At 34.1% G+C, this 25,510-nt stretch carries 36 protein-coding genes; 34 read left to right on the top strand and 2 right to left on the bottom strand.

Annotation, left to right across the window (positions count from 1 at the left end; translation table 11 throughout):
• Window positions 1–117: 117 nt before the first annotated feature.
• On the bottom strand, window positions 118–1,644 hold the full coding sequence (locus MHN29_RS02745; protein ID WP_235273073.1) for a SusD/RagB family nutrient-binding outer membrane lipoprotein: 1,527 nt from the start codon (window positions 1,642–1,644) through the stop codon (window positions 118–120).
• 10 nt (window positions 1,645–1,654) lie between these two features.
• The gene (locus tag MHN29_RS02750) at window positions 1,655–4,819 is read right to left on the bottom strand and encodes a SusC/RagA family TonB-linked outer membrane protein (RefSeq protein WP_235273070.1); all 3,165 of its coding nucleotides are present in this window, start codon (window positions 4,817–4,819) and stop codon (window positions 1,655–1,657) included.
• A gap of 340 nt (window positions 4,820–5,159) precedes the next feature.
• Between MHN29_RS02750 and rpsL the strand changes: the two genes are divergently transcribed.
• The 34 genes from rpsL to eno all read left to right on the top strand — a co-directional run bounded on the left by rpsL (window position 5,160) and on the right by eno (window position 25,405).
• Window positions 5,160–5,534 (top strand): 30S ribosomal protein S12, encoded by a 375-nt coding sequence (rpsL, locus tag MHN29_RS02755; protein ID WP_028887479.1) that lies wholly within the window; start codon window positions 5,160–5,162, stop codon window positions 5,532–5,534.
• A 32-nt stretch (window positions 5,535–5,566) separates the two neighbouring features.
• On the top strand, window positions 5,567–6,043 hold the full coding sequence (rpsG, locus tag MHN29_RS02760; RefSeq protein WP_150900313.1) for a 30S ribosomal protein S7: 477 nt from the start codon (window positions 5,567–5,569) through the stop codon (window positions 6,041–6,043).
• A gap of 3 nt (window positions 6,044–6,046) precedes the next feature.
• On the top strand, window positions 6,047–8,164 hold the full coding sequence (gene fusA, locus MHN29_RS02765; RefSeq protein ID WP_235273064.1) for an elongation factor G: 2,118 nt from the start codon (window positions 6,047–6,049) through the stop codon (window positions 8,162–8,164).
• Window positions 8,165–8,176: 12 nt separating this feature from the next.
• Window positions 8,177–8,482, top strand: a complete 306-nt coding sequence (gene rpsJ, locus MHN29_RS02770; RefSeq protein WP_024740605.1) for a 30S ribosomal protein S10 — start codon at window positions 8,177–8,179, stop codon at window positions 8,480–8,482.
• A 289-nt stretch (window positions 8,483–8,771) separates the two neighbouring features.
• The gene (rplC, locus tag MHN29_RS02775) at window positions 8,772–9,389 is read left to right on the top strand and encodes a 50S ribosomal protein L3 (protein WP_235273062.1); all 618 of its coding nucleotides are present in this window, start codon (window positions 8,772–8,774) and stop codon (window positions 9,387–9,389) included.
• Window positions 9,389–10,018: a 50S ribosomal protein L4 gene (rplD, locus tag MHN29_RS02780; RefSeq protein WP_150900310.1), complete on the top strand. Its 630-nt coding sequence runs from the start codon at window positions 9,389–9,391 to the stop codon at window positions 10,016–10,018. The genes rplC and rplD overlap by 1 nt, the downstream gene beginning before the upstream one ends.
• An 8-nt stretch (window positions 10,019–10,026) precedes the next feature.
• Window positions 10,027–10,317 (top strand): 50S ribosomal protein L23, encoded by a 291-nt coding sequence (rplW, locus tag MHN29_RS02785; protein ID WP_235273061.1) that lies wholly within the window; start codon window positions 10,027–10,029, stop codon window positions 10,315–10,317.
• An 11-nt stretch (window positions 10,318–10,328) separates the two neighbouring features.
• On the top strand, window positions 10,329–11,153 hold the full coding sequence (rplB, locus tag MHN29_RS02790; protein WP_235273056.1) for a 50S ribosomal protein L2: 825 nt from the start codon (window positions 10,329–10,331) through the stop codon (window positions 11,151–11,153).
• Window positions 11,154–11,156: 3 nt separating this feature from the next.
• Window positions 11,157–11,435, top strand: a complete 279-nt coding sequence (rpsS, locus tag MHN29_RS02795; RefSeq protein ID WP_150900307.1) for a 30S ribosomal protein S19 — start codon at window positions 11,157–11,159, stop codon at window positions 11,433–11,435.
• 10 nt (window positions 11,436–11,445) lie between these two features.
• Window positions 11,446–11,850, top strand: a complete 405-nt coding sequence (gene rplV, locus MHN29_RS02800; protein WP_150900306.1) for a 50S ribosomal protein L22 — start codon at window positions 11,446–11,448, stop codon at window positions 11,848–11,850.
• A gap of 11 nt (window positions 11,851–11,861) precedes the next feature.
• Window positions 11,862–12,584, top strand: a complete 723-nt coding sequence (gene rpsC, locus MHN29_RS02805) for a 30S ribosomal protein S3 (protein ID WP_150900305.1) — start codon at window positions 11,862–11,864, stop codon at window positions 12,582–12,584.
• Between the two features lie 22 nt (window positions 12,585–12,606).
• Window positions 12,607–13,038 (top strand): 50S ribosomal protein L16, encoded by a 432-nt coding sequence (gene rplP, locus MHN29_RS02810; protein ID WP_150900304.1) that lies wholly within the window; start codon window positions 12,607–12,609, stop codon window positions 13,036–13,038.
• A gap of 11 nt (window positions 13,039–13,049) precedes the next feature.
• The gene (gene rpmC, locus MHN29_RS02815; RefSeq protein ID WP_150900303.1) at window positions 13,050–13,241 is read left to right on the top strand and encodes a 50S ribosomal protein L29; all 192 of its coding nucleotides are present in this window, start codon (window positions 13,050–13,052) and stop codon (window positions 13,239–13,241) included.
• A gap of 18 nt (window positions 13,242–13,259) precedes the next feature.
• Window positions 13,260–13,517: a 30S ribosomal protein S17 gene (gene rpsQ, locus MHN29_RS02820; protein ID WP_028890734.1), complete on the top strand. Its 258-nt coding sequence runs from the start codon at window positions 13,260–13,262 to the stop codon at window positions 13,515–13,517.
• 1 nt (window position 13,518) lies between these two features.
• Window positions 13,519–13,887 carry a 50S ribosomal protein L14 gene (gene rplN, locus MHN29_RS02825; protein WP_150900302.1) on the top strand — a complete coding sequence of 123 codons (369 nt, stop codon included), beginning with the start codon at window positions 13,519–13,521 and terminating at the stop codon, window positions 13,885–13,887.
• A 12-nt stretch (window positions 13,888–13,899) separates the two neighbouring features.
• Window positions 13,900–14,208: a 50S ribosomal protein L24 gene (gene rplX / locus MHN29_RS02830; protein ID WP_150900301.1), complete on the top strand. Its 309-nt coding sequence runs from the start codon at window positions 13,900–13,902 to the stop codon at window positions 14,206–14,208.
• A 2-nt stretch (window positions 14,209–14,210) separates the two neighbouring features.
• On the top strand, window positions 14,211–14,762 hold the full coding sequence (gene rplE / locus MHN29_RS02835; RefSeq protein WP_150900300.1) for a 50S ribosomal protein L5: 552 nt from the start codon (window positions 14,211–14,213) through the stop codon (window positions 14,760–14,762).
• Window positions 14,763–14,765: 3 nt separating this feature from the next.
• Entirely contained in the window at window positions 14,766–15,035 is a 270-nt protein-coding gene (gene rpsN, locus MHN29_RS02840) for a 30S ribosomal protein S14 (RefSeq protein WP_091891535.1), read from the top strand.
• 394 nt (window positions 15,036–15,429) lie between these two features.
• Window positions 15,430–15,828, top strand: coding sequence for a 30S ribosomal protein S8 (gene rpsH, locus MHN29_RS02845; RefSeq protein ID WP_150900299.1), 399 nt, complete (start codon window positions 15,430–15,432; stop codon window positions 15,826–15,828).
• A gap of 15 nt (window positions 15,829–15,843) precedes the next feature.
• A complete protein-coding gene (gene rplF, locus MHN29_RS02850; RefSeq protein WP_235273053.1) occupies window positions 15,844–16,389 on the top strand; it encodes a 50S ribosomal protein L6 in 546 nt (181 codons plus the stop codon).
• A gap of 19 nt (window positions 16,390–16,408) precedes the next feature.
• Window positions 16,409–16,759 carry a 50S ribosomal protein L18 gene (gene rplR, locus MHN29_RS02855; RefSeq protein ID WP_235273052.1) on the top strand — a complete coding sequence of 117 codons (351 nt, stop codon included), beginning with the start codon at window positions 16,409–16,411 and terminating at the stop codon, window positions 16,757–16,759.
• An 8-nt stretch (window positions 16,760–16,767) separates the two neighbouring features.
• Entirely contained in the window at window positions 16,768–17,292 is a 525-nt protein-coding gene (rpsE, locus tag MHN29_RS02860; protein ID WP_150900296.1) for a 30S ribosomal protein S5, read from the top strand.
• 11 nt (window positions 17,293–17,303) lie between these two features.
• Complete coding sequence (gene rpmD, locus MHN29_RS02865) at window positions 17,304–17,486, top strand: 50S ribosomal protein L30 (protein WP_150900295.1); 183 nt, start codon at window positions 17,304–17,306, stop codon at window positions 17,484–17,486.
• A gap of 14 nt (window positions 17,487–17,500) precedes the next feature.
• Window positions 17,501–17,950, top strand: coding sequence for a 50S ribosomal protein L15 (gene rplO / locus MHN29_RS02870; protein ID WP_235273049.1), 450 nt, complete (start codon window positions 17,501–17,503; stop codon window positions 17,948–17,950).
• 12 nt (window positions 17,951–17,962) lie between these two features.
• Complete coding sequence (gene secY, locus MHN29_RS02875) at window positions 17,963–19,282, top strand: preprotein translocase subunit SecY (RefSeq protein ID WP_235273657.1); 1,320 nt, start codon at window positions 17,963–17,965, stop codon at window positions 19,280–19,282.
• A gap of 1 nt (window position 19,283) precedes the next feature.
• Entirely contained in the window at window positions 19,284–19,499 is a 216-nt protein-coding gene (gene infA / locus MHN29_RS02880; RefSeq protein ID WP_068206835.1) for a translation initiation factor IF-1, read from the top strand.
• 12 nt (window positions 19,500–19,511) lie between these two features.
• On the top strand, window positions 19,512–19,628 hold the full coding sequence (gene ykgO, locus MHN29_RS02885; protein ID WP_010181906.1) for a type B 50S ribosomal protein L36: 117 nt from the start codon (window positions 19,512–19,514) through the stop codon (window positions 19,626–19,628).
• Window positions 19,628–19,993: a 30S ribosomal protein S13 gene (gene rpsM, locus MHN29_RS02890; protein ID WP_150900293.1), complete on the top strand. Its 366-nt coding sequence runs from the start codon at window positions 19,628–19,630 to the stop codon at window positions 19,991–19,993. The genes ykgO and rpsM overlap by 1 nt, the downstream gene beginning before the upstream one ends.
• Before the next feature lie 33 nt (window positions 19,994–20,026).
• On the top strand, window positions 20,027–20,413 hold the full coding sequence (gene rpsK / locus MHN29_RS02895) for a 30S ribosomal protein S11 (RefSeq protein WP_150900292.1): 387 nt from the start codon (window positions 20,027–20,029) through the stop codon (window positions 20,411–20,413).
• 132 nt (window positions 20,414–20,545) lie between these two features.
• Entirely contained in the window at window positions 20,546–21,151 is a 606-nt protein-coding gene (rpsD, locus tag MHN29_RS02900; RefSeq protein ID WP_150900291.1) for a 30S ribosomal protein S4, read from the top strand.
• A 100-nt stretch (window positions 21,152–21,251) separates the two neighbouring features.
• Window positions 21,252–22,244 (top strand): DNA-directed RNA polymerase subunit alpha, encoded by a 993-nt coding sequence (locus MHN29_RS02905; protein WP_150900290.1) that lies wholly within the window; start codon window positions 21,252–21,254, stop codon window positions 22,242–22,244.
• A gap of 61 nt (window positions 22,245–22,305) precedes the next feature.
• Complete coding sequence (rplQ, locus tag MHN29_RS02910) at window positions 22,306–22,779, top strand: 50S ribosomal protein L17 (RefSeq protein ID WP_150900289.1); 474 nt, start codon at window positions 22,306–22,308, stop codon at window positions 22,777–22,779.
• 96 nt (window positions 22,780–22,875) lie between these two features.
• Window positions 22,876–23,991: a glutamine-hydrolyzing carbamoyl-phosphate synthase small subunit gene (carA, locus tag MHN29_RS02915; RefSeq protein ID WP_150900288.1), complete on the top strand. Its 1,116-nt coding sequence runs from the start codon at window positions 22,876–22,878 to the stop codon at window positions 23,989–23,991.
• A 124-nt stretch (window positions 23,992–24,115) separates the two neighbouring features.
• On the top strand, window positions 24,116–25,405 hold the full coding sequence (gene eno / locus MHN29_RS02920; protein WP_235273047.1) for a phosphopyruvate hydratase: 1,290 nt from the start codon (window positions 24,116–24,118) through the stop codon (window positions 25,403–25,405).
• Window positions 25,406–25,510: the final 105 nt, after the last annotated feature.

Raw genomic sequence — 25,510 nt, forward strand, 5'->3', positions numbered from 1 at the left:
ATGTAATTATTTGAATTAATTAGTCGCTAAAATCTTAATTTTATCTTAAATACACAATTTTTTAACAAAAAAAACGCCTTGAGAATTTCTCAAGGCGTCTATTTTTAATAGAAATTTTTATTCATTTCCACCATCCCACCATACTTTAGTGGTAGTATCATTTGGTCCCATAGCAGTAATTGCAGCTTCAACATTTGTTTTGTTTAAGTCAAATTCTGCTTGAGCATAAGCTCTTCTTCTTGGTATAGCTCTACCCTCAGAAGCTTCAGTAGCGTTTTGTAAAACTGGGAAACCAGTTCTTCTCCACTCAGCCCATGCATTTAATCCTTGTAAATACATTGCTAACCATTTTTGTTCTGTTATAGATTTTAAATAATTAGCTGCATCATATTGAGCAAAAGGTTCTGTGTCTACATAAGTTGTTATATCAGCTGAAGCTACACCGTATTGTTCCATTGATGCTCTAATTCCGTTTTTGTAAAAAGTTTCAGCATCACCACTTATCCATGTTCTAGCAACTGCTTCAGCTTTTAAAAACTCTACTTCAGCAAAAGACATTAATACAGATGGTGCTTTTTCATCTTGAAATGCAGTTCCAACGAAAGATACTTGTTCTACAGTTAATTCAGTAGCGTTGTCATTACTGTATCCCCATGGTTGACCAGCATATTTTTCTCCATTTACAGTGTATACTTTATATTTAGCCCAGAAATCTGCTGGTCCAACAGCTGTTGTTGCTTCAGATACAATAGGTTTAGCATAAATTGGTAAACGAGGATCATTGTTTTCACCTAACATATCTACCATAGTATTACTAACTGCATGATCAAGTCTGTTTTGATTTGTGAAAGATAACCAGAATGGGTTTCCGTTTAATTCACCACCAGCATATGCATAAATAGCATTGTCAGCATTTGAAGTAAAAGAACCAATAGTCATTCCAGCATTGAAAGCATCAGACCCCATAGTTGCATCAACATTAGATAAACGCATACCAGCTCTCATTAATAAAGAACCTGCTAATTTTTTCCATTTATCCATATCTCCATTGTAAATTAAATCACCTTGGATAGTTCCACTAGTAATTGCATTACCAGCATCTTTTAAATCAGCAATAATCCCTGTGTAAATTTGTTTTTGAGTATTATATGCAGGACTGAAGTTTTCACTTCCTTTTAAAGCTTCAGTATAAGGAGCGTGTCCCCATATATCTGATACATTCATAAATGACCAAGCTAATAAAATCTTTGAAACTGCGATTTGGTTATTATTAGCTCCAGAAACAGCTACAGTAGATGAAGTAGCTGGATCTGTATTTAAATTTATAATTTCTTGTAAATTGGCCATACCACCTGCATAAAGATTTGAGAAACCTGTTTGTTCAGTTTCAACACGCTCTTCATCAGTGTATGTTTTTCCTGCAATATATTGTGCATATGCAGATCCAAAACCATCGTAGTCTGCGATATCTAAAAATCGTCCTACTAAATCCTTTTGTGCAGAAGATAAAAGGTAAGAGGTAGGTACACTACTTGTTTGGAAAGGACTTACTCTATAGTCTTCACTAAAATCACTACATGATATAGTAAGTAAAGAAGAGATTAAGAGTAAACTTAATAGCTTAATATTTAATATTTTTTTCATTTTTAATTTTTTAGAATTTTACATTTAAATTAAATCCGATAGACCTTGTACTTGGAATTTGACCATTTTCAAAACCTTGAGTATTACCACTACCTAAAGTAGCTTCTGGATCAATATTAGGAGCGTTACTAGAGATTAACCATAAGTTTCTACCAACTAATGATAATCTTACATCTTGGAATGGAGTTCCTTTGATGAATTGTTTAGGGAATGAGTATCCTAAAGTAACTTCTCTTAATTTAACGTAACTAGCATCATATACATAATTTTCTCTTCTAACACGTAATGACTTAAAGTATTGTGTAGGGTTTGTATATGCGCTCACAGGGTTTCCATTTACGTCAACTCCTTCTACTTTTATACCTCCTCCATTAGCAACTGGATCTCTTAAAGGGTTTCCTTTGTCGTTAAGACCAGCTGTTCTTGAAGTTAAACCTGAGTAATCACCATATCTATTACTAACTGAATATATATCTCCTCCTTTTTGGAAGTCTACTAAGAATCCTAAAGTGAAGTTTTTGTATTTAAAGTTATTCATTACACCTCCAGTAAAGTCTGGCGTAACATTACCTACTACTTTGTTAGTTTCTCTAGCATAAGTGTAATTTCCATTAGTATCTACTTCTACAATACGTTGACCATTAGCGTGATATTTGAAACCATCAGTAACAATAGCTCCATATGCTTCACCAATTCTAGCGTTTACAGAAGGTCCCCAAGAGTTGATTAAAAGGTTATCACTTCCTTCAGCTAATTCTAAAACTTTATTAGTGTTTTTAGCCCAGTTTACGTTGATGTCCCATCTAAAATCATCGTTCTTAATAGGAGTACCGTAAACAGCTAATTCAACCCCTTTATTAGTCATTTTTCCTGCGTTAACCCAAGCACTTGTTATACCACTTGTTCCACTAACATTTAAAGGAAGAATTAAATCTGTACTAGTTTTATCATAATAAGTTGCGTCAAAACCAAATCTGTTTTGGAACATTTTCATTTCTAAACCTATTTCATACTCTTCAAATAACTCAGGAACTAAGTTAGGGTTGTTAGATCTGTTAGGTACAGCGAAAGCTGGAGAATCACCGATAGGATCTTGAGTGGTGTATACAGTATTTAACTGATAAGGATTAGTATCTTGTCTAATTTTAGCCCAACCAGCTCTTAATTTACCAAAAGAGATAATGTCTGAGTCTATTAATTCACTAAATATAAAAGAAGTACTTAAAGAAGGGTAGAAGTAATCATTACTCTTTAATGGTAAAGTTGAAGACCAACTTTGTCTAGCAGACCAGTCTAAGTATAACATGTTTTTATAACTGAATGATCCAAAAAGAGCTAATGAGTTTATTCTTCTCTTAGTGTTTTCATCAACTAAAGTTGGACGATCTTTTGAAGCGTTTACGTTAAAGAAGTTAGGTACGCTTAATCCTCCGTTAGTTCTAGCGCTGTTATAATGGAAGCTATTTAATCTTGTGTTAGCTTGGAAGTTAACAGTGTATCCAAAATCGTCATTTATATTGTCTTGATAAGTAGCAAATAACTCAAAGTTATCTTCTCTACCTTCTCTTACACTTTCTTCGTAGTAATCTGTAGATAAAGAATATGTAGCAGTTCTATCTTGTATTCTAAATGTATAGAAATCTGTTCTAGCAGTAGCTGATACATTTAATTTATCATTTACTTGGTATGATAATCCAACATTACCATATACTCTGTTTCTAGTATCTTCAGAATATGATTCATTTACAATCCAGTAAGGGTTGTCCCAGTATTGTGGCTTTGGATTAGTTGAACTAATCATGTTCCACGATTGAGGTTGTCCAGTTGCAGATTTATAATTTGCTCTTAAAACATCCATGTTTAATTGTCTTTGGAACCATTGGTTGAAAGATGTAACAACGTTTTTACCTCCAGCAAAATCGTAACCTGTAGTAGGTCTACCTACAACATCAGTTTTAGCATAATTAACACTTATTTTAGCCGTTAATTTTTCTGTTAATTTATGAGATCCATTGAAAGAAACAGTGTTTACTTTTCTAGTAGAGTTTGGCATAATACCATTTTGGTCAGTGTTACCTAAAGAAACTCTAAAAGTAGAAGTTTCGTTTCCTCCAGAAAAAGCAATATTATTAGAGATTGTTACACCAGTTTCAAAGAAGTTTCTTACGTTGTCTGGATTAGCAACTAAAGGACGAGTTTGTCCAAAATCACTAGATCCTGGTAACCAACTACTCCAGTGACGAACAGGAGTTCCATCCATTCTTGGTCCCCAACTTTCATCAGCTCCATATTCTAAAGCATTTTGACCACCAATTGTAGGTAATGTTTGTGAATATCCACCAGCATACTCATTTTGATAATCAGGTAAAATATATACTTTGTCAAAAGTAACGTTAGTATTTAAAGTAATACCAATCCCTTTTCTATTTTTTCCTTTCTTTGTAGTAATCATTATAACTCCATTACCACCTCTTGCTCCATATAAAGCAGTTGCAGCACCACCTTTTAAAACGTTTATAGATTCAATATCGTCTGGGTTTAAATCAGAAGTTAAGTTTCCATAATCTTTTCCTCCAGATCCTACTTGTTGATCAAGAGAGTTAAAGTTTGTGTCAGCAATTGGAGTACCATCAATAACATAAAGAGGGTTGTTGTTTCCTGTAATAGAACTGTTACCTCTTAATAATACTTTTGTAGAACCTCCAATGTTACCAGCAGAAGATTTTATTTGTACCCCGGCAATTTTTCCAGATAATGCGTTTGTAACATTAGTTGCTCTGTTTTCAGCAACTGAATTACCTTTAACGCTTTGAGTAGAATAACCTAGTGATCTCTTTTCTCTAGATACACCAAGTGCAGTAACAACAACTTCATCTAAAACATTGTCGTTAACCATAGATATATTAATGGTGTTTTCAGTTCCAATAGTTTTTTCTATAGTTTTCATACCAACAAAACTAAATACAAGGACGTCTCCAGTCTTAGCTTTTATAGAGTATTGTCCGTCGAAATTTGTTTCGACACCAGCAGTAGTCCCTTTTTTTAATACATTAACTCCAGGTAAAGGACCAGTTTCGTCAGAAACTACACCTGAAATTGTTCTTTCTTGTGCAAAAGTGATTTGAACAAGTAACGCCAAAAAGAGCGTTAAAATTCCATTGAATTTTGTTTTCATCGCGTGATTATTTGAATTAATTGCATCAAAAGTCATAAAATATTCTTAATAAAACAATATAATTCATAAAATTCTCATAAAAAACACATGTGTTTTTTGTTAATTGCTGTAAGGGTGGGGGATGGAGACCGACTAACTATTTTATATCTCTATTTAGTGGGTAGAGATAAATAGGTTTATTGTTGCATTATAATGTATTAATTGATTTTTCTGGGCTTATTGTGAGAGGTGGGTAAAAATAACTAGTTGATATTTGAATATTTAGAAAAATATCGTACATTTGCGCACTCTTAAAATTAGAGTAATTTAAGTACAAATTAAAAACAAGTAATAATTTAGTATGCCAACTATTCAACAATTAGTTCGTAAAGGAAGAACCAAAATAACTAAGAAGAGTAAATCGGCTGCATTACAGGCATGTCCTCAAAGACGTGGAGTTTGTACGCGTGTGTATACCACTACACCTAAGAAACCTAATTCAGCAATGCGTAAGGTAGCAAGGGTAAGGTTAACAAATGGTAACGAAATCAACGCGTATATCCCAGGAGAAGGGCATAACTTGCAAGAGCACTCGATAGTATTAGTTAGAGGTGGAAGGGTAAAAGATTTGCCAGGTGTTAAGTATCACGTTGTTCGTGGTGCATTAGATACTGCAGGAGTTGAGGGAAGAACTCAACGTAGGTCTAAATACGGTGCAAAACGCCCTAAGAAGTAAAATTAATCAATTAACTTTTTTAATGTAAAGACATGAGAAAAAGAAGAGCGAAAAAAAGGATTTTGTTACCGGATCCAAGGTTTAACGACCAATTGGTAACACGTTTTGTGAATAACTTAATGTGGGATGGTAAGAAGTCTGTAGCGTTCAAAGTATTTTACGATGCAATGGATATCGTAAATGAAAAAAAGACTGACGAAGAAAAGTCGGCTTTAGAAGTATGGAAAGATGGATTGTCAAATGTTATGCCTCACGTAGAAGTACGTTCTCGTAGAGTAGGAGGTGCAACGTTCCAAATTCCAATGCAAATTAGACCAGACCGTAAGGTTTCTATGGCTATAAAATGGATGATTTCTTATGCGCGTAAGCGTAATGAAAAGACAATGGCTCAACGTTTAGCTGCTGAGATTTTAGCTGCTGCAAAAGAAGAGGGAGCTGCTGTTAAGAAAAGAGTTGATACTCATAAAATGGCTGAAGCAAATAAAGCATTTTCACACTTTAGATTCTAAGAAATGGCTAGAGATTTAAAATTTACAAGAAATATAGGTATTGCTGCTCATATTGATGCAGGAAAAACTACAACTACTGAGCGTATCTTGTTTTATACAGGAGTTTCTCATAAGATTGGAGAGGTTCACGATGGTGCATCTACGATGGACTGGATGGAGCAAGAGGCAGAAAGAGGTATTACAATTACTTCAGCTGCTACTACTTGTGAGTGGAAGTTTCCAATTGAAAATGGACAACCTACTCCTGATACAAAAGGATATCACTTTAATATAATTGATACTCCTGGTCACGTTGATTTTACTGTAGAGGTAAATCGTTCGTTACGTGTATTAGATGGTTTAGTATTCTTATTCTCTGCTGTTGATGGTGTAGAGCCTCAGTCAGAAACAAACTGGCGTTTAGCTGATAACTATAAAGTTCCTCGTATTGGATTCGTTAATAAAATGGATCGTCAAGGAGCTAACTTCTTAGAAGTTTGTCAGCAAGTAAAAGATATGTTAAAGTCAAATGCAGTACCAATTGTATTAAATATTGGTGATGAGGCTGACTTTAAAGGGATTGTAGATTTAGTAAAGAACCGTGCTATTGTATGGCATGATGATAACTTCGGATCTACTTTTGATGTTGTTGATATTCCAGAAGAATTAAAAGAAGAAGCTGCTGAGTTAAGAGCAAAATTAATCGAAGAGGTAGCTGCTTATGATGAGAATTTATTAGAGAAATTCATGGAAGATGAAGACTCTATTACAGAAGAAGAAGTACACGCTGCTTTACGTGCTGCTGTAATGGATATGTCTATCATTCCTATGGTTTGTGGATCGGCATTCAAAAATAAAGGAGTTCAATTCTTATTAGATGCTGTATGTCGTTACTTACCTTCTCCAACAGATAAAGAAGCAATTTTAGGTACTGATCCTAATACAGGAGAAGAGATTGCTCGTAAGCCAGATGTAAAGGAGCCATTTGCTGCTTTAGCATTTAAGATCGCTACAGATCCTTTCGTAGGTCGTTTAGCTTTCTTCCGTGCGTATTCTGGTCGTTTAGATGCAGGTTCTTACGTGTTAAATAACCGTTCTGGTAAGAAAGAGCGTATCTCTCGTATTTACCAAATGCACTCTAACAAGCAAAATGCAATTGAGTTTATTGAGGCAGGAGATATTGGAGCTGCAGTAGGATTTAAAGATATTAAAACAGGAGATACTTTGTCAGCAGAAAAAGCACCAATTGTTTTAGAATCTATGGATTTCCCAGATCCAGTAATCGGTATTGCTGTTGAGCCTAAAACTAAAGCTGATGTAGATAAATTAGGTTTATCTTTAGCTAAGTTAGCAGAAGAAGATCCTACGTTTACAGTAAGAACAGACGAAGCTTCTGGACAAACTATTATCTCAGGAATGGGAGAGTTACACCTTGATATTATTGTTGATCGTCTAAAGCGTGAATTCAAAGTAGAGGTTAACGAAGGTCAACCACAAGTAGAGTACAAAGAAGCTATTACAGCTACTGCCGAACACAGAGAGGTTTATAAGAAACAATCTGGTGGTCGTGGTAAGTTTGCTGATATTGTATTCAAAATGGAGCCTGCAGATGAAGGTGTTCAAGGTTTACAGTTTGAATCTATTATTAAAGGAGGTAACGTACCAAAAGAATTTGTTCCTTCAGTAGAAAAAGGATTCAAAGAGGCAATGAAGAATGGTCCTTTAGCAGGATACGAGATGGATTCAATGAAAGTTACATTAGTAGATGGATCTTTCCACCCTGTAGATTCTGATCAGTTATCATTCGAATTAGCTGCGAAATTAGGTTATAAAGCTGCTGCAAAAGCTGCAAAAGCTAAAATCATGGAGCCGTTAATGAAGTTAGAAGTGTTAACTCCAGAGGAGAACATGGGAGACATCGTAGGAGATTTAAATAGAAGAAGAGGTCAAGTAAACGATATGAGTGATCGTGCTGGGTCTAAAGTTGTAAAAGCATTAGTGCCATTATCAGAAATGTTTGGTTATGTAACTGCTTTAAGAACTATGTCTTCTGGTAGAGCAACTTCTACAATGGAATTTTCTCACTATGCAGAAACTCCTTCAAATGTTTCTGAAGAAGTAATCGCAAAAGCTAAAGGTTAATAAGATATTAAGATGAGCCAAAAAATTAGAATTAAATTAAAATCTTACGATTACAACTTAGTAGATAAATCTGCTGAGAAAATCGTAAAGACAGTAAAGTCAACTGGAGCTGTAGTAAACGGTCCAATTCCTTTACCAACAAATAAAAAGATTTTTACAGTATTACGTTCACCACACGTAAACAAAAAATCTAGAGAGCAATTTCAATTATCTGCTTACAAAAGATTATTAGACATCTATAGTTCTTCTTCAAAAACTATTGATGCTTTAATGAAACTTGAGTTACCAAGCGGTGTTGAAGTTGAGATTAAAGTATAAGTAAATTATGAACTTTCGGTTTAATTTTGTTAAACCGAAAGTTTTTTTTACTTTTGCACACCGAAATTTCATATTTCGTGGTGTACGAATTCTGGTGATTATCAGAATTTAACATGTCCTGAGGGTTTCGCGAAGGAAAAACGGTAAAAAAACAAATTCAGAGTGAAGGCGTTTTTCGCTCTTTTTTTTTGAGAAAATCAAAGGAAAAACTGAAACTTTTGTTTCAAACAATTATTATTAATAGACGCGCTGGATAAAAAAGAAATCTATCGTCTTAAAATTAACAAATATGTCTGGGTTAATAGGTAGAAAAGTAGGTATGACCAGCTTATTCGATGAGAACGGGAAAAACATTCCTTGTACTGTTATCGAAGCAGGGCCATGCGTAGTTACCCAAGTCAGAACCGAAGAAGTTGACGGATACAATGCGTTACAACTAGGTTTCGATGACAAAAAAGCAAAAAGCTCTAATAAAGCTTTAGATGGACACTTTAAAAAAGCTGGTACATCTGCTAAGAAAAAAGTCGTTGAATTTCAAGGTTTTGATGGAGAGTACAAATTAGGAGATTCAATTACTGTAGATCACTTCACTGAAGGAGAGTTTGTAGATGTTTCTGGAATCTCTAAAGGTAAAGGATTTCAAGGTGTTGTTAAACGTCACGGATTTGGTGGAGTTGGACAAGCAACTCACGGTCAACACAACCGTTTAAGAGCTCCTGGTTCGATTGGTGCTGCATCTTACCCTGCAAGAGTATTCAAAGGAATGCGTATGGCAGGTCGTATGGGTGGAGACAAAGTAAAAGTTCAAAATTTAAAAGTATTAAAAGTGGTTGCTGATAAGAATCTTATCGTAGTAAAAGGAGCTATTCCTGGTCACAAAAATGCTTTTGTAACTATCGAGAAATAATGAAAGTAGCAGTTTTAGATATTACAGGGAAAGATACTGGTAGGAAAGTTGAGCTTTCTAACGAAGTATTCGGAATTGAGCCAAATGATCACGCAATCTATTTAGATGTTAAGCAATATTTGGCAAATCAAAGACAAGGTACTCATAAATCGAAAGAAAGAGCTGAAATAGCTGGTAGTACAAGAAAGATTAAGAAGCAAAAAGGAACTGGTACTGCACGTGCAGGTTCTATCAAGTCTGGAGTTTTCAGAGGTGGTGGACGTATGTTTGGACCAAGACCAAGAAACTATTCTTTCAAATTAAATAAAAACTTAAAGCGTTTAGCACGTAAGTCTGCTTTAAGTATTCAAGCAAAAGATAGCAATTTAGTAGTTGTTGAAGATTTCAATTTTGAAGCTCCAAAAACTAAAGAGTTTATCAATGTTTTAAAAGCTTTAGGATTAGAGACTCAAAAGTCTTTATTTGTGTTAAGTGAAGAAAGTAAAAATGTTTACTTATCATCTCGTAACTTAAAAAAATCTAAAGTAGTAAATGCTACAGGAGTTAACACTTATAGCGTATTAAACGCTAACAAAGTTGTTATTTCTGAAAGCTCTTTAGAAGGAATTCAATCTAATTTAAGTAAATAGGGAACGAAATGAGTATTTTAATAAAACCTATTATTACGGAAAAAGCAACAAACGATAGCGAGTTACACAACCGTTATGCATTTGTAGTAAATAAGAAAGCTAACAAAGTAGAAATCAGAGGAGCTGTTGAGGCTGCTTATGGTGTAGCAGTTACTTCTGTTAAAACTATGAACTATCCTATTCAAAGAACTACTAAATACACTAAGAAAGGTTTAGTAACTGGGATAAAAAGTGGATACAAGAAAGCAATTGTTCAGTTAGCTGAAGGAGAAATTATTGATTTTTATAACAATCTTTAAGAAAAGACAGAATGTCAGTTAGAAAATTAAAACCAATAACACCAGGTCAGCGTTTTAGAGTTGTAAATGGGTTCGACACCATTACTACTGATAAGCCGGAGAAATCTTTATTAGCTCCGAAAAAAAGATCTGGAGGTCGAAACAATCAGGGTAGAATGACAACACGTAACATTGGTGGAGGTCATAAACAAAAATACCGTATCATCGATTTTAAAAGAGATAAGCAAGGTATCCCTGCAACAGTAAAAACTATCGAGTACGATCCAAATCGTACTGCATTTATTGCATTAGTTAGTTATGCTGATGGTGAAAAGCGTTATGTAATTGCACAAAACGGATTAAAAGTAGGTCAAACTATCGTTTCAGGTAAAGACGTAGCTCCAGAAGTTGGAAACGCTATGTATTTAAGTGAAATTCCTTTAGGTACTACTATTTCTTGTATCGAGTTACGTCCAGGACAAGGAGCTGTTATGGCTCGTTCAGCTGGTTCATTTGCTCAATTAATGGCAAGAGATGGAAAGTATGCTACGGTGAAGTTACCTTCAGGTGAAACAAGATTAATCTTATTAACTTGTATGGCTACTATCGGAGTTGTTTCTAACTCAGATCATCAATTATTAGTATCTGGTAAAGCAGGTAGAAGTAGATGGTTAGGTAGAAGACCAAGAACTAACCCAGTTAGAATGAATCCAGTTGATCACCCAATGGGTGGTGGTGAAGGACGTTCTTCAGGAGGACATCCAAGATCTAGAAACGGTATTCCAGCTAAAGGATTTAAGACTAGATCTAAGACTAAAGCTAGTAATAAGTATATTATAGAACGTAGAAAGAAATAAGACATGGCAAGATCATTAAAAAAAGGACCTTTCGTTCACTATAAACTAGAGAAAAAGGTGTTGGCAAACGTTGAAACTGAGAGCAAATCAGTTATCAAAACTTGGTCAAGAGCAAGTATGATTACTCCAGATTTCGTTGGTCAAACAATTGCAGTTCACAACGGACGTCAGTTTGTACCAGTTTACGTTACAGAAAACATGGTAGGTCATAAATTAGGCGAATTTTCACCAACACGTTCTTTTAGAGGGCACGCTGGTGCAAAAAATAAAGGAAAAAAATAAGTAGGAAATTATGGGAAGTCGTAAACATAACATGGCAACACAGTTAAAAGAAGCTAGAAAGTCTAGAGCTTTCGCTAAAATAACTAATTGTCCTACATCACCAAGAAAAATGCGCTTGGTAGCGGATTTAGTAAGAGGAGTAGAGGTTGAGAAAGCTTTACAAATCTTAAAGTTTAGTCCAAAAGAAGCATCTCGTAACTTAGAAAAGTTATTATTATCAGCTATTGCTAACTGGCAAGCTAAAAACGAAGATGCAAGTATCGAAGATGCTGGATTATACGTAAAGTCAATCTGTGTAGATAGCGCAGGTATGTTAAAAAGATTAAGACCAGCTCCTCAAGGTCGTGCACATAGAATTCGTAAGCGTTCTAATCACGTAACTTTAGAGTTAGGTGCTAAAAATAACAGTAATTAATCAAAGTAGAAATGGGACAAAAAACAAATCCAATAGGAAATCGTTTAGGAATCATCAGAGGATGGGAATCTAACTGGTATGGTGGAAATGACTACGGAGATAAATTAGCTGAAGACGATAAAATAAGAAAGTATATTAATGCTAGATTATTTAAAGCAAGTGTATCTCGTGTAATTATTGAGCGTACTTTAAAGCTTGTAACCGTTACTATCACTACTGCACGTCCAGGTATCATCATTGGTAAAGGAGGTCAAGAGGTAGACAAGTTAAAAGAAGAGCTTAAGAAAATTACTAGTAAAGAAGTTCAAATTAACATTTTCGAAATTAAGCGTCCAGAATTAGATGCTAAATTAGTAGCAGCTAGTGTAGCTCGTCAAATCGAAAACAGAATTTCTTACAAGAGAGCAACAAAAATGGCTATCGCAGCTTCAATGAGAATGAATGCAGAAGGGATTAAAATCCAATTATCTGGTCGTTTAAACGGAGCAGAAATGGCGCGTTCTGAACATTATAAAGAAGGAAGAATTCCTCTTTCTACTTTTAGAGCAGATATCGATTATGCACTTGTTGAAGCACATACTCAATACGGAAGAATCGGTGTTAAAGTATGGATTATGAAAGGTGAGGTTTATGGAAAGCGTGAATTATCTCCATTAGTAGGATTATCTAAACAAAAAGGTAACTCTAACAAAGGTGGTGGTAATGGAAAGCGTCAACCTCGCAGAAGAAAATAATTTTTAAAATTAGAAATTAAAAATGTTACAGCCAAAAAGAGTAAAATACCGTAAGGTACAGAAGGCCAAAGGTAATATGAAAGGTAACTCTAATAGAGGAAACCAACTTTCTAACGGAATGTTTGGAATCAAATCATTAGACCAAGACCTATTAACCTCTCGCCAAATAGAGGCAGCTCGTATTGCGGCAACTCGTTATATGAAAAGAGAAGGGCAACTTTGGATTAAAATATTTCCAGACAAACCTATTACTAAGAAACCTTTAGAGGTACGTATGGGTAAGGGTAAAGGTGCTCCAGATCATTTTGTTGCTGTTGTAAAACCAGGTAGAATTTTGTTTGAAGTTGGTGGTGTACCAATGGATGTTGCAAAAGAAGCTTTACGTTTAGCAGCTCAAAAACTTCCAGTAAAGACGAAGTTTGTTATCGCAAGAGATTTTGATTTTAACGCTTAATTCTAAAAGACATGAAACAATCAGAAATTAAAGAATTATCTATCGCAGACTTACAAGAAAAGTTAGGAGCGTTAAAGAAGAATTATACGGATCTTAAGATGGCTCACGCCATAACTCCATTGGAAAACCCATTAGAGTTACGTAGCTTAAGAAGAACTGTGGCAAGAATTGCTACAGAGTTAACCAAAAGAGAATTACAATAATTCTAGTCAGTTTTAAAGATGGAAAAAAGAAATCTTAGAAAAGAGAGAATAGGTGTTGTATCTAGTAACAAAATGGAGAAATCTATAGTTGTTTCTGAGGTAAAAAGAGTAAAGCACCCAATGTACGGTAAGTTCGTATTAAAAACGAAAAAGTACGTTGCACATGACGAGAATAACGATTGCAACGAAGGAGATACTGTAAGGATAATGGAAACACGTCCTATGAGTAAATCTAAGCGTTGGAGATTAGTAGAAATCCTAGAAAGAGCTAAATAATATGTTACAGACAGAATCAAGATTAAGAGTCGCAGATAACACTGGAGCAAAAGAAGTTTTAGTGATTAGAGTTTTAGGAGGAACAAAAAAGCGTTACGCTAGCGTTGGAGATAAAATTGTAGTAACTGTAAAGTCTGCAACTCCAAACGGAACTGTAAAGAAAGGTCAAGTATCTCGTGCAGTTGTTGTTCGTACTAAGAAGGAAATTAGACGTAAAGACGGATCATATATCAGATTTGATGATAATGCTTGTGTTCTTTTAAATCCTACAGAGGAAATGAGAGGAACTCGTGTATTTGGTCCTGTTGCCCGTGAATTACGTGATAAGCAATTTATGAAGATAGTATCATTAGCACCTGAAGTGCTTTAAATCGACATTAAGATGAAGAAGTTCAAAATCAAATCAGGAGATACTGTTAAAGTATTAGCAGGAGATCACAAAGGATCGGAAGGTAAAGTTTTACAAATCCTTAAAGATAAAGATAGAGTTTTAGTAGAAGGTGTTAACATGGTGTCTAAGCACACTAAACCTAGCGCTGCTAATCCTCAAGGAGGAATTGTAAAGAAAGAAGCTCCATTACATATATCAAACGTTGCTTTAGTTGAAAACGGTGAAGCAGTAAGAGTTGGTTACAAAATGGATGGAGATAAGAAAGTAAGATTTTCAAAAAAATCAGATAAAGCAATATAACCATGAGTTACGTACCAAGATTAAAAGAAGAGTACAAGAGCAGAGTTATCAAAGCTCTTACTGATGAATTTGGTTATAGCAATATAATGCAAGTACCTAAATTACAAAAGATTGTTGTAAGTAAAGGTGTAGGTGCAGCTATAGCAGATAAGAAGTTAATTGAATATGCTGTTGATGAGTTAACTACTATCACAGGTCAAAAAGCAGTTCCAACAATTTCTAAGAAAGACGTTGCAAACTTCAAATTACGTAAAGGAATGCCAATTGGTGCAAAAGTTACGTTAAGAGGAGATAAAATGTTCGAATTTTTAGATAGATTAGTTACAGCTTCTTTACCACGTGTAAGAGACTTTAACGGAATCAAAGCTAACGGTTTTGATGGTAGAGGTAATTACAACTTAGGAATTACTGAACAAATCATCTATCCTGAAATTAATATTGATCAAGTAAAAAAGATTAGTGGTATGGATATTACTTTTGTAACATCTGCAAACACTGATAAAGAAGCTAAATCATTATTAGGAGAATTAGGTTTACCATTTAAAAAGAACTAAAAGATGGCTAAAGAATCAATGAAAGCGCGTGAGCGCAAAAGAGCTAAAACGGTAGCTAAGTATGCAGAAAAGAGAAAAGCTTTAAAAGAAGCTGGAGACTATGAAGCATTACAAAAATTACCAAAGAATGCATCACCAATTAGAATGCACAATCGTTGTAAATTAACTGGTCGTCCAAAAGGATATATGCGTCAGTTCGGAATTTCACGTGTAACTTTCCGTGAAATGGCTAACCAAGGATTAATTCCAGGAGTAAAAAAAGCAAGCTGGTAGACAGCACGTTTTTATAAATTAAAAAAGGTATATAGCAGTAAAATGCTATATGCCTTTTTTGTTTTTTCTATAATTGTATACCATAGATTACTTGGCTTAATTTAAGTTGAAAATAGATGAAAATTAGACCTGATTTACTCCAATAAATTAAGAGTCAAAATGATAAGATTTAAAAACGTTTGAATTTTAAAAAAAATATGTATATTTGCACTCTGTTTTTTATAGGGTAAATTATGTCTTGTAAGTAACTGTTAATAAATTAGCAAAGCCTTATAAGTGATTTATTTCTGAAAAACAAAAAATGAATATTAACTGGTTTCAGGTTCAGTAACAACTTTTTTAAAAAGAAAATTATTGTAAGTTATTGAAAACCAAAGCCGCAATTTAATTAATTATGTATACAGATCCAATCGCGGATTTTCTTACTCGAGTGAGAAATGCTATTGCAGCAAATCACAGAGTAGTTGAAGTTCCTGCTTCAAAGTTGAAGAAGGAAATGACGAAGATTTTGTTCGATCAAGGTTACATTTTAAGTTATCAGTTCAATGACGATAAAGTACAAGGAACTATTAAGATAGCTTTAAAATACGATCGTGACACGAAAGAATCAGTAATCAGAAAAATTCAAAGAATTTCAACACCAGGTTTACGTAAGTACGTTGGCGCTAAAGAAATGCCAAGAGTATTAAACGGATTAGGTATTGCTATCGTTTCTACATCTAAAGGTGTAATGACAAACAAAAAAGCAAGACTTGAGAATGTTGGTGGAGAAGTTTTATGTTACGTTTACTAAAAAACATTTTGTAAGATGAGTAGAATAGGAAAAAATCCAATCGCATTACCACAAGGTGTTGAAGTAAAAGTAGACGGAAACGTGGTTACAGTAAAAGGTAAATTAGGTGAGTTAACTCAAGAGTTAAAATCTGATATTACTGTAAAAATTGAAGATGGTACTTTAACAGTTGAAAGACCATCTGATAGTAAAGACCATAGAGCAGCACACGGTTTATATCGTGCTTTAATCAATAACATGGTTGAAGGTGTTACTAAGGGTTATACTAAAGAATTAGAGTTAGTAGGTGTTGGTTATAGAGCATCTAACCAAGGGCAAAAATTAGATTTGGCTTTAGGTTTCTCTCATAACATAGTATTAAATTTAGCTCCAGAAGTTAAGGTTGAAACAGTATCTGAAAAAGGTAAGAATCCAATCGTAAAATTAACTTCACATGACAAGCAGTTAGTTGGTCAAGTTGCAGCAAAAATCCGTTCTTTCCGTAAGCCAGAGCCTTACAAAGGAAAAGGAATTAAGTTTGTAGGAGAAGTATTAAGAAGAAAAGCAGGTAAATCTGCATAATAAATTAAGAGAAATTATTATGGCATTATCAAAGCTTGAAAGAAGACAACGAATTAAGTATAGAATTAGAAAAGTTGTTACAGGAACAGCTGCTAAACCAAGATTATCAGTTTTTAGAAGTAACAAAGAAATCTATGCTCAGTTAATTGATGACGTAGCTGGAGTAACTTTAGTATCAGCTTCATCAAGAGATAAAGGAATTGCATCTGGTTCTAAAGCAGAAGCAGCTACAGCTGTAGGAAAAGCAATCGCTGAAAAAGCAGTAAAAGCTGGCGTTGAAACAGTTTCTTTCGATAGAAATGGTTTTTTATACCACGGTAGAGTTAAAGTATTAGCAGATGCTGCTAGAGAAGCTGGTTTAAAATTTTAAGAAATTATATTATGTTAGGATATAAAAACGTAGAAAGAGTAAAACCAAGCGGATTAGAGCTTGTAGATAAATTAGTTGGTGTACAACGTGTTACTAAAGTAACTAAAGGAGGTAGAGCATTTGGATTCTCTGCTATCGTAGTTGTTGGAGATGGTAACGGTGTTGTAGGTCACGGATTAGGAAAGTCTAAAGATGTTGCTTCTGCAATTGCTAAGGCAGTAGAAGATGCAAAGAAAAATTTAGTACGTATTCCTATTTTAGATGGAACTTTACCTCACGAACAAAAAGGTAAGTTTGGAGGAGCAAAAGTTTTTATTAAACCAGCTTCACATGGTACGGGAGTTATTGCCGGTGGTGCAGTACGTTCAGTATTAGAATCAGTTGGTATTAAAGACGTATTATCTAAGTCTCAAGGATCTTCTAACCCACATAACGTAGTAAAAGCAACTTTTGATGCTTTATTACAGTTACGTAGTGCAGCTACTATTGCTAAGCAAAGAGGTATTTCTTTAGAGAAAGTTTTTAACGGTTAAAATTTAAGACGATGAGTAAAATTAGAGTTACACAAGTAAAAAGTCAAATCGGTCGCCTTAAAAATCAAAAGAGAACTTTAGAGGCATTAGGATTACGAAGAATGAACCAAACAGTAGAGCACGAGGCAACTCCTTCTATTATTGGTATGGTAAATACAGTTAAACACTTAATTTCTGTAGAGGAAGTTAAATAAGACAATATATAATCATGAGTTTACACAACTTAAAACCAGCAGAGGGATCTGTTAAGAAAGTTAAGAGAATTGCACGTGGTGAAGGTTCTGGTAAAGGTGGTACTGCTGCTAGAGGTCACAAAGGAGCTAAGTCTCGTTCTGGTTATTCTCGTAAAGTAGGGTTTGAAGGAGGTCAAATGCCACTTCAAAGACGTGTACCTAAATTTGGATTCACAAACATTAATCGTAAAGAGTATGTTGGTGTTAATTTAGACAAATTACAAGGATTAGTAGATAGCGGAAAAATTACAGATACAGTTAATTTAGACGTTTTAGTAGAAAATCGTTTAGCTCGTAAAAACGACTTAGTAAAAATATTAGGTGGTGGAGAATTAAAAGCTAAATTAAATATAACTGTACATAAATTTACTGCATCAGCAAAAGCGGCTATCGAAGCTGCAGGTGGTGAGGCAGTTACCTTATAAGAATTGTAAATGATGAATTTTATAAATACTTTAAAAGATATTTGGAAGATAGAAGAGTTAAAAGAGAAATTACTTTTAACTTTAGGTTTAATTGCTGTTTACCGTTTTATGGCGGCAGTTCCATTACCTGGAATTGACCCTACACAGTTATCAGCTTTACAAGACAGTACTTCCGAAGGTCTTTTAGGTTTATTAAACGCATTTACAGGTGGGGCATTTGCTAGAGCGTCGGTTATGGCACTTGGTATAATGCCTTATATTTCAGCATCTATTGTAGTTCAGTTAATGGGTATCGCGGTACCATATTTACAAAAACTGCAAAAAGATGGAGAAAGTGGACGTAAGAAGATTACGCAAATAACAAGATGGCTTACGATTGCTATTACATTGTTTCAAGCACCAACCTATATTGGTATTATTCAAAACCAAATGGGATTAGGACCTGAAGCATTTTTAGTAACAGGAGTTCAATTTTGGGTATCATCAATTATTCTTTTAAGTGCAGGAACAATTTTTGCAATGTGGTTAGGAGAGCGTATTACTGATAAAGGTGTTGGTAACGGAATATCGTTATTAATTACTGTTGGTATTATTGCTAACTTCCCAGCTGCTTTTGTTCAAGAATTACTTTCTAAACAAACAGCAGGAGCTGGAGGGATAATGATGATATTAATCGAATTAATAGTTTGGTTTGTAGTAATCTTGTTAACCGTATTATTAGTTACAGCAGTACGTAAAGTAGCAGTTCAGTATGCACGTCGTACAGCAGTTACAAACATTAAAGATGTTGATGGTGCTCGTCAGTACATTCCATTAAAATTGAATGCAGCTGGAGTAATGCCAATTATTTTTGCACAAGCTATTATGTTTTTACCAGTAGCTTTAGGTCAAAAATTCCCAGCATTAAATAGTTTAACTGATAATTTCGGGTTATGGTACAATGTTATATTTGCTTTCTTAATTATTGTTTTTAGTTATTTTTATACGGCGATTACAATCCCAACAAACAAAATGGCTGAGGACTTAAAGAGAAGTAATGGTTTTGTTCCTGGATATAAACCAGGAGAAGAAACAGCTAACTTTTTAGATTCAGTGTTATCAAAAATAACATTACCAGGATCTATCTTTTTAGCAGCGTTATCTATTTTACCTGCAATCATTGTTAAGTTTGGAGTTACTCAAAACTGGGCAATGTTCTTTGGAGGAACTTCTTTAATCATTATGGTTGGAGTTGCAATAGATACCATTCAGCAAATCAATTCGTATTTATTAAACAGTCGTTATGATGGTTTAATGAAAACAGGTAACAGTAACAGAAAATCGTTAAAATAGTATGGCTAAGCAACCAGCAATTCAACAAGACGGAACCATTACAGAAGCATTATCAAATGCAATGTTTCGAGTGGAATTAGAGAACGGACATATTGTTACGGCTCACATTTCAGGAAAAATGCGTATGCATTATATCAAATTATTACCTGGAGATAAGGTAAAATTAGAAATGAGCCCATACGATTTAACTAAGGCAAGAATTACTTACAGATATTAAAAAAACACACTGATGAAAGTAAGAGCATCATTAAAGAAAAGAAGTGCCGATTGCAAAATAGTACGCAGAAAAGGCAGATTATACGTAATAAATAAAAAGAATCCTAGATTTAAACAAAGACAAGGGTAATGGCAAGAATAGCAGGTATAGATATTCCAAAGAATAAAAGAGGTGTTATCGCTTTAACTTACATCTTTGGTATAGGAAACAGTAGAGCTAAAGTAATCTTAGCTAACGCAAAAGTAGATGAGAGTATCAAAGTTCAAGATTGGACTGATGATCAAATTGCAGCAATTCGTGAGCAAGTAGGAACTTTTACCATTGAAGGTGAGTTACGTTCTGAAGTTCAATTAAACATCAAACGTTTAATGGACATCGGATGTCAAAGAGGTATTCGTCATAGATTAGGTTTACCTTTAAGAGGACAAAGAACTAAGAATAACTCTCGTACAAGAAAAGGTAAGAGAAAAACTGTAGCTAACAAGAAAAAATAATCATTGATTGTTTTTTACTAATAGTAAAGAATTATGGCAAAGTCTAAAATAACAAAAAAACGTAAAGTTGTAATTGAATCAGTAGGTGAAGCTCACATTACTGCATCATTCAACAACATTATTATTTCTTTAACAAACAAAAAAGGTGACGTTATTTCTTGGTCATCTGCAGGAAAAATGGGCTTCAGAGGTTCTAAAAAGAATACTCCATATGCAGCTCAATTAGCAGCAGAAGATTGTGCAAACGTTGCAAAAGAAGCAGGTTTACGTAAAGTAAAAGTGTACGTTAAAGGACCAGGTAACGGTAGAGAATCTGCTATCAGATCTATCCACAATTCAGGAATCGAAGTAACAGAAATCATTGACGTTACACCAATTCCTCACAATGGATGTCGTCCACCTAAAAGAAGAAGAGTATAAGTTGATGTAAATCAACTTATACTTTGTTTTAGTGTACTTTTGTACACAACAAATTATATTTTAAACAAAAGTAGGAACAAGATTATCGAAGGAGTTAGCCTTAATTCATAATCCCTACTAAATTATTAAGAAATGGCAAGATATACAGGACCAAAGACTAAGATTGCTCGTAAATTTGGCGAAGCAATTTTCGGAGAAGACAAAAACTTCGAAAAAAGAAATTTCCCTCCAGGACAGCATGGAAATGCTAGAAGAAGAGGAAAAAAATCTGAATATGCTATCCAATTAATGGAAAAGCAAAAAGCAAAATACTCTTACGGTATTTTAGAGCGTCAGTTCAGAAACTTATTCAAAAAAGCATCTGCTTCTAAAGGAATTACTGGTGAGGTTTTATTACAATTATGTGAATCTCGTTTAGATAATGTAGTATTCCGTTTAGGAATTGCTAACTCTAGAAGAGCAGGACGTCAATTAGTATCTCACCGTCACATTACAGTGAATGGTGAAATCGTAAACATCCCATCTTATAGTTTAAAAGCAGGAGATGTTGTTGCAGTAAGAGAAAAGTCTAAGTCATTAGAAGCTATTGAGAATTCATTAGCATCTAACAACAATGTTTATGAGTGGTTAAGCTGGAATGCTGATCAAAAATCTGGAACTTTTATTAAAGCACCAGAAAGATTACAAATTCCTGAGAACATTAAAGAGCAATTAATCGTAGAATTATACTCTAAATAATAAATTAATCATATTGAAGTTCGGCCAAAGGGTTTATTCGTATTTCTTCAAACTTATAAACCGCGCAACTGAATAACAATTAAAAAGAAGAACAAAAATTATGGCAATTTTAAATTTTCAAAAGCCTGACAAAGTAATAATGATTGAATCTACTGATTTTTCAGGAAGATTCGAATTCAGACCTCTTGAACCAGGTTTTGGATTAACAATTGGAAACGCTTTAAGAAGAGTATTATTATCTTCTTTAGAAGGTTTCGCAATTACATCATTACGTGTTGACGGGGTTGATCACGAGTTTTCAACTATTCAAGGTGTTGTAGAAGATGTAACAGAAATCATCTTAAACTTAAAACAAGTTCGTTTTAAGAAACAAATTGAAGAGTCTGATAGAGAAACAGTTTCTATTGCAGTATCTGGTCAAGAGCAATTAACAGCAGGAGATTTACAAAAATTTATCTCAGGATTCCAAGTACTAAATCCAGATTTAGTATTATGTAACATGGATAAGTCTGTAAACTTCAATGCAGAAATCACTATTGAAAAAGGTAGAGGTTTTGTACCAGCTGAAGAAAACAAAAGAGCAGGAGCTCCATTAGGAACAATTTTTACAGATTCTATTTACACTCCTATTAAGAATGTAAAGTATGGTGTAGAAAACTTCCGTGTAGAACAAAAGACTGATTACGAAAAATTAGTTTTCGATATCGATACTGACGGTTCTATCAATCCAAAAGATGCATTAACAGAGGCAGCTAAAATTTTAATCCACCACTTCATGTTATTCTCAGATGAGCGTATAACATTAGAGGCAGATGAAATTGCTCAAACTGAAACATACGATGAGGAATCATTACATATGCGTCAGTTATTAAAGACGAAATTAGTTGATATGGATTTATCAGTTCGTGCTTTAAACTGCTTAAAAGCTGCAGAAGTAGATACTTTAGGAGACTTAGTATCATTTAACAAAAGTGATTTAATGAAATTTAGAAACTTTGGTAAAAAGTCGTTAACTGAATTAGATGAGTTAGTGGCAAACAAAAACTTAAGTTTCGGAATGGATTTAAGCAAATATAAATTAGATAGAGATTAACCTTTCATATTTTGCTCCCCTTAGTGGGTTGTAGCAAGATGAGAGCTAAAAACCAAATGTCATGAGACACGGAAAGAAATTTAATCATTTAGGTAGACAAACAGCGCACAGAAAAGCGATGTTAGCAAATATGGCTTGTTCATTAATCGAGCACAAGCGTATTAACACAACAGTTGCTAAAGCTAAAGCTTTACGTAAGTTTGTTGAGCCTTTAATTACTAAGTCTAAAGAAGACACAACTCACAACCGTCGTGTTGTATTTAGTTACTTACGTAATAAATATTCTGTTACAGAATTATTCAAAGAAGTTTCTGTAAAAGTAGGAGACAGACCAGGAGGATATGTTCGTATCATCAAATTAGGAAACCGTCAAGGAGATAACGCCCCTATGGCAATGGTAGAATTAGTTGATTACAACGAATTATACAATCCAAAAGGAAACAAAGCTAAGAAGAGTACTCGTCGTAGCCGTCGTGGTGGTGCGAAGAAAGTTGAAGCAGCTGTTGAAACTACAACTTCACAAGAAGAAGAATAAAAATGAAAGTTTTTATAAATTATATCAAGGGGATAAACATTTAATGTTTATCCCTTTTTTTATATATTTTTGCATACAAATTACACAACACACTAAATGAAATATCAAGCACGTAAAAAAGCATTAGTTTTATTAGCAGATGGAACTATCTTCTACGGAAAATCTATCGGAATAGAAGGAACAGCTACAGGGGAAATTTGTTTCAATACCGGAATGACAGGTTACCAAGAAATTTTTACAGATCCATCTTATTTTGGACAAATGATGGTAACTACAAATGCTCATATTGGTAACTATGGTATCAATAATGAAGAAAACGAATCTGAAAGTATCAAAATATCAGGATTAATTTGCCGTAACTTTAGTTTTACACACTCGAGAGTAGATTCTGATAGTAACTTATACGATTGGTTTGAAAAGCATAATCTAGTTGCTATATCAGATGTAGATACTAGAGCATTGGTTTCTTACATCAGAGATAATGGAGCAATGAATGCTATTATTTCAACAGAGATTGATAATATTGATGAGTTAAAGAAGCAATTAGCTGAAACTCCAAATATGGAAGGATTAGAATTAGCTTCAAAAGTATCTACGAAAGAACCATATTTTGTTGGAGATGAGAATTCATCAATTAAAATTTCGGCCTTAGACATAGGAATTAAAAAGAATATTTTAAGAAACTTAGTAAAAAGAGGAGCTTACGTTAAAGTATATCCTTACAATGCTAGTTTTGAAGAAATGAGTGATTTTAATCCTGATGGTTATTTTATTTCTAACGGACCTGGTGATCCAGAGCCATTAGTAGAAGCACAAAATACAGCAAAAGAAATAATTGAAAGAAATTTACCATTATTTGGTATTTGTTTAGGACATCAAGTTATTGCTTTAGCTAATGGGATTTCTACTTATAAAATGCATAATGGACACAGAGGAATTAACCATCCTGTAAAGAACTTACTTACTGGAAAGGGAGAAATAACTTCTCAAAACCACGGATTTGCTATCAATAGAGAAGAAACAGAAGCACATGCTGATGTAGAAATTACACATGTACATTTAAATGATCATACGGTAGCAGGAATTAGAATGAAGTCTAAGAATGTATTTTCAGTACAATATCACCCTGAGGCAAGCCCAGGACCACATGATTCAGAATATTTATTCGATCAGTTTATAGAAAATATAAAAAAGGCAAAGGTAGAAGCGTAAACGTTTTCGTAATTAGTTTTACACAAATAACCAATAATCGGCCACAATTAGTAAATTAGCAAGTATAAAAATAGCATTCCCGTGAGTTTAAATTCACGGGAATCTATATTAAAAATAAACAATTATGAGTATTATAATCAACATTCACGCACGTCAAATTTTTGATTCAAGAGGTAATCCAACAGTAGAAGTAGATGTAACTACAGAAAATGGAGTTATGGGTAGAGCTGCAGTTCCATCAGGAGCTTCAACAGGAGAGCATGAAGCAGTAGAGTTGCGTGATGGAGGTGATAAATATATGGGGAAAGGTGTGTTAAAAGCTGTAGAGAATGTAAACACATTAATCGCTCAAGAATTATTAGGAGTATCAGTTTTTGAACAAAACATGATTGATCAGTTAATGATTGATTTAGATGGAACTCCAAATAAATCTAGAATTGGTGCCAATGCTATTTTAGGAGTATCGTTAGCTGTTGCTAAAGCTGCTGCAAATGAATTAGGATTGCCATTATATCGTTATGTAGGAGGTGTATCAGCAAATACATTACCTGTACCAATGATGAATATTATTAATGGAGGTTCACATTCAGATGCACCAATCGCATTCCAAGAATTTATGGTAATGCCAGTAAAGGCTAAGAATTTTACAGAGGCAATGCAAGTTGGTTCAGAAATTTTTCACCATTTAAAGAAAGTATTACACGATCGTAATTTATCTACTGCAGTAGGAGATGAGGGAGGTTTTGCTCCAACATTAGAAGGAACTGAAGATGCAATAGAAACAATTGCTTTAGCTACTAAAAATGCAGGATATGCATTTGGAGAAGAAGTAATGATTGCTTTAGATTGTGCTGCTGCAGAATTCTATGTAGATGGTAAGTATGATTATACAAAATTTGAAGGAGCCAAAGGAGAAGTTCGTTCAAGTAAAGAGCAAGCAGATTATCTTGCATCATTAGCTGAAAAGTACCCTATTATATCAATTGAAGATGGTATGGATGAGAATGATTGGGAAGGTTGGAAATACTTAACAGAAATTTGTGGAGATAAGGTACAATTAGTAGGAGATGATTTATTTGTAACTAATGTAGAGCGTTTATCTAGAGGAATTGAAAACGGTATTGCAAATTCAATTTTAATTAAGGTAAATCAAATAGGTACTTTAACCGAAACAATTGCAGCAGTAAATATGGCGCATAACGCAGGATTTACTTCTGTAATGAGTCACCGTTCTGGAGAAACAGAAGATAATACTATTGCAGATTTAGCAGTAGCATTAAACACTGGGCAAATTAAAACAGGTTCGGCTTCTCGTTCAGATCGTATGGCAAAGTATAACCAATTATTACGTATTGAAGAAGAGCTTGGAGATGTTGCTTTCTTTCCACAAGAAAAAGCATTTAAAGTAAAATAAAAGTATACTAAATACAATAACTCAAACCTTGTTAGATTAGCTAACAAGGTTTTGTATTTTTAACAAATTATGTTATAAGTAGTTCCTATTTTTTCATATTAAAAA

It is taken from the genome of Tenacibaculum sp. Cn5-46 (genome assembly GCF_022347705.1).
Lineage (GTDB): Bacteria > Bacteroidota > Bacteroidia > Flavobacteriales > Flavobacteriaceae > Polaribacter > Polaribacter aiptasiae.

What these genes read in the sequence shown, in the direction of transcription:
- rplQ (WP_150900289.1), top strand. Translation starts at nt 22,306, where the DNA reads ATGAGACACGGAAAGAAATTTAATCATTTAGGTAGACAAACAGCGCAC.
- rplO (WP_235273049.1), top strand. Translation starts at nt 17,501, where the DNA reads ATGAGTTTACACAACTTAAAACCAGCAGAGGGATCTGTTAAGAAAGTT.
- rpmD (WP_150900295.1), top strand. Translation starts at nt 17,304, where the DNA reads ATGAGTAAAATTAGAGTTACACAAGTAAAAAGTCAAATCGGTCGCCTT.
- eno (WP_235273047.1), top strand. Translation starts at nt 24,116, where the DNA reads ATGAGTATTATAATCAACATTCACGCACGTCAAATTTTTGATTCAAGA.
- infA (WP_068206835.1), top strand. Translation starts at nt 19,284, where the DNA reads ATGGCTAAGCAACCAGCAATTCAACAAGACGGAACCATTACAGAAGCA.
- rpsD (WP_150900291.1), top strand. Translation starts at nt 20,546, where the DNA reads ATGGCAAGATATACAGGACCAAAGACTAAGATTGCTCGTAAATTTGGC.
- fusA (WP_235273064.1), top strand. Translation starts at nt 6,047, where the DNA reads ATGGCTAGAGATTTAAAATTTACAAGAAATATAGGTATTGCTGCTCAT.
- carA (WP_150900288.1), top strand. Translation starts at nt 22,876, where the DNA reads ATGAAATATCAAGCACGTAAAAAAGCATTAGTTTTATTAGCAGATGGA.
- rplV (WP_150900306.1), top strand. Translation starts at nt 11,446, where the DNA reads ATGGGAAGTCGTAAACATAACATGGCAACACAGTTAAAAGAAGCTAGA.
- rplP (WP_150900304.1), top strand. Translation starts at nt 12,607, where the DNA reads ATGTTACAGCCAAAAAGAGTAAAATACCGTAAGGTACAGAAGGCCAAA.
- rpsN (WP_091891535.1), top strand. Translation starts at nt 14,766, where the DNA reads ATGGCTAAAGAATCAATGAAAGCGCGTGAGCGCAAAAGAGCTAAAACG.
- rplF (WP_235273053.1), top strand. Translation starts at nt 15,844, where the DNA reads ATGAGTAGAATAGGAAAAAATCCAATCGCATTACCACAAGGTGTTGAA.
- rplW (WP_235273061.1), top strand. Translation starts at nt 10,027, where the DNA reads ATGAGTATTTTAATAAAACCTATTATTACGGAAAAAGCAACAAACGAT.
- rpsS (WP_150900307.1), top strand. Translation starts at nt 11,157, where the DNA reads ATGGCAAGATCATTAAAAAAAGGACCTTTCGTTCACTATAAACTAGAG.
- rpsQ (WP_028890734.1), top strand. Translation starts at nt 13,260, where the DNA reads ATGGAAAAAAGAAATCTTAGAAAAGAGAGAATAGGTGTTGTATCTAGT.
- rpmC (WP_150900303.1), top strand. Translation starts at nt 13,050, where the DNA reads ATGAAACAATCAGAAATTAAAGAATTATCTATCGCAGACTTACAAGAA.
- rplB (WP_235273056.1), top strand. Translation starts at nt 10,329, where the DNA reads ATGTCAGTTAGAAAATTAAAACCAATAACACCAGGTCAGCGTTTTAGA.
- secY (WP_235273657.1), top strand. Translation starts at nt 17,963, where the DNA reads ATGAATTTTATAAATACTTTAAAAGATATTTGGAAGATAGAAGAGTTA.
- rpsL (WP_028887479.1), top strand. Translation starts at nt 5,160, where the DNA reads ATGCCAACTATTCAACAATTAGTTCGTAAAGGAAGAACCAAAATAACT.
- MHN29_RS02750 (WP_235273070.1), bottom strand. Translation starts at nt 4,819, where the DNA reads ATGAAAACAAAATTCAATGGAATTTTAACGCTCTTTTTGGCGTTACTT.
- rplE (WP_150900300.1), top strand. Translation starts at nt 14,211, where the DNA reads ATGAGTTACGTACCAAGATTAAAAGAAGAGTACAAGAGCAGAGTTATC.
- ykgO (WP_010181906.1), top strand. Translation starts at nt 19,512, where the DNA reads ATGAAAGTAAGAGCATCATTAAAGAAAAGAAGTGCCGATTGCAAAATA.
- rpsC (WP_150900305.1), top strand. Translation starts at nt 11,862, where the DNA reads ATGGGACAAAAAACAAATCCAATAGGAAATCGTTTAGGAATCATCAGA.
- rplC (WP_235273062.1), top strand. Translation starts at nt 8,772, where the DNA reads ATGTCTGGGTTAATAGGTAGAAAAGTAGGTATGACCAGCTTATTCGAT.
- rplX (WP_150900301.1), top strand. Translation starts at nt 13,900, where the DNA reads ATGAAGAAGTTCAAAATCAAATCAGGAGATACTGTTAAAGTATTAGCA.
- rplD (WP_150900310.1), top strand. Translation starts at nt 9,389, where the DNA reads ATGAAAGTAGCAGTTTTAGATATTACAGGGAAAGATACTGGTAGGAAA.
- MHN29_RS02905 (WP_150900290.1), top strand. Translation starts at nt 21,252, where the DNA reads ATGGCAATTTTAAATTTTCAAAAGCCTGACAAAGTAATAATGATTGAA.
- rpsG (WP_150900313.1), top strand. Translation starts at nt 5,567, where the DNA reads ATGAGAAAAAGAAGAGCGAAAAAAAGGATTTTGTTACCGGATCCAAGG.
- rplN (WP_150900302.1), top strand. Translation starts at nt 13,519, where the DNA reads ATGTTACAGACAGAATCAAGATTAAGAGTCGCAGATAACACTGGAGCA.
- MHN29_RS02745 (WP_235273073.1), bottom strand. Translation starts at nt 1,644, where the DNA reads ATGAAAAAAATATTAAATATTAAGCTATTAAGTTTACTCTTAATCTCT.
- rpsK (WP_150900292.1), top strand. Translation starts at nt 20,027, where the DNA reads ATGGCAAAGTCTAAAATAACAAAAAAACGTAAAGTTGTAATTGAATCA.
- rplR (WP_235273052.1), top strand. Translation starts at nt 16,409, where the DNA reads ATGGCATTATCAAAGCTTGAAAGAAGACAACGAATTAAGTATAGAATT.
- rpsJ (WP_024740605.1), top strand. Translation starts at nt 8,177, where the DNA reads ATGAGCCAAAAAATTAGAATTAAATTAAAATCTTACGATTACAACTTA.
- rpsM (WP_150900293.1), top strand. Translation starts at nt 19,628, where the DNA reads ATGGCAAGAATAGCAGGTATAGATATTCCAAAGAATAAAAGAGGTGTT.
- rpsH (WP_150900299.1), top strand. Translation starts at nt 15,430, where the DNA reads ATGTATACAGATCCAATCGCGGATTTTCTTACTCGAGTGAGAAATGCT.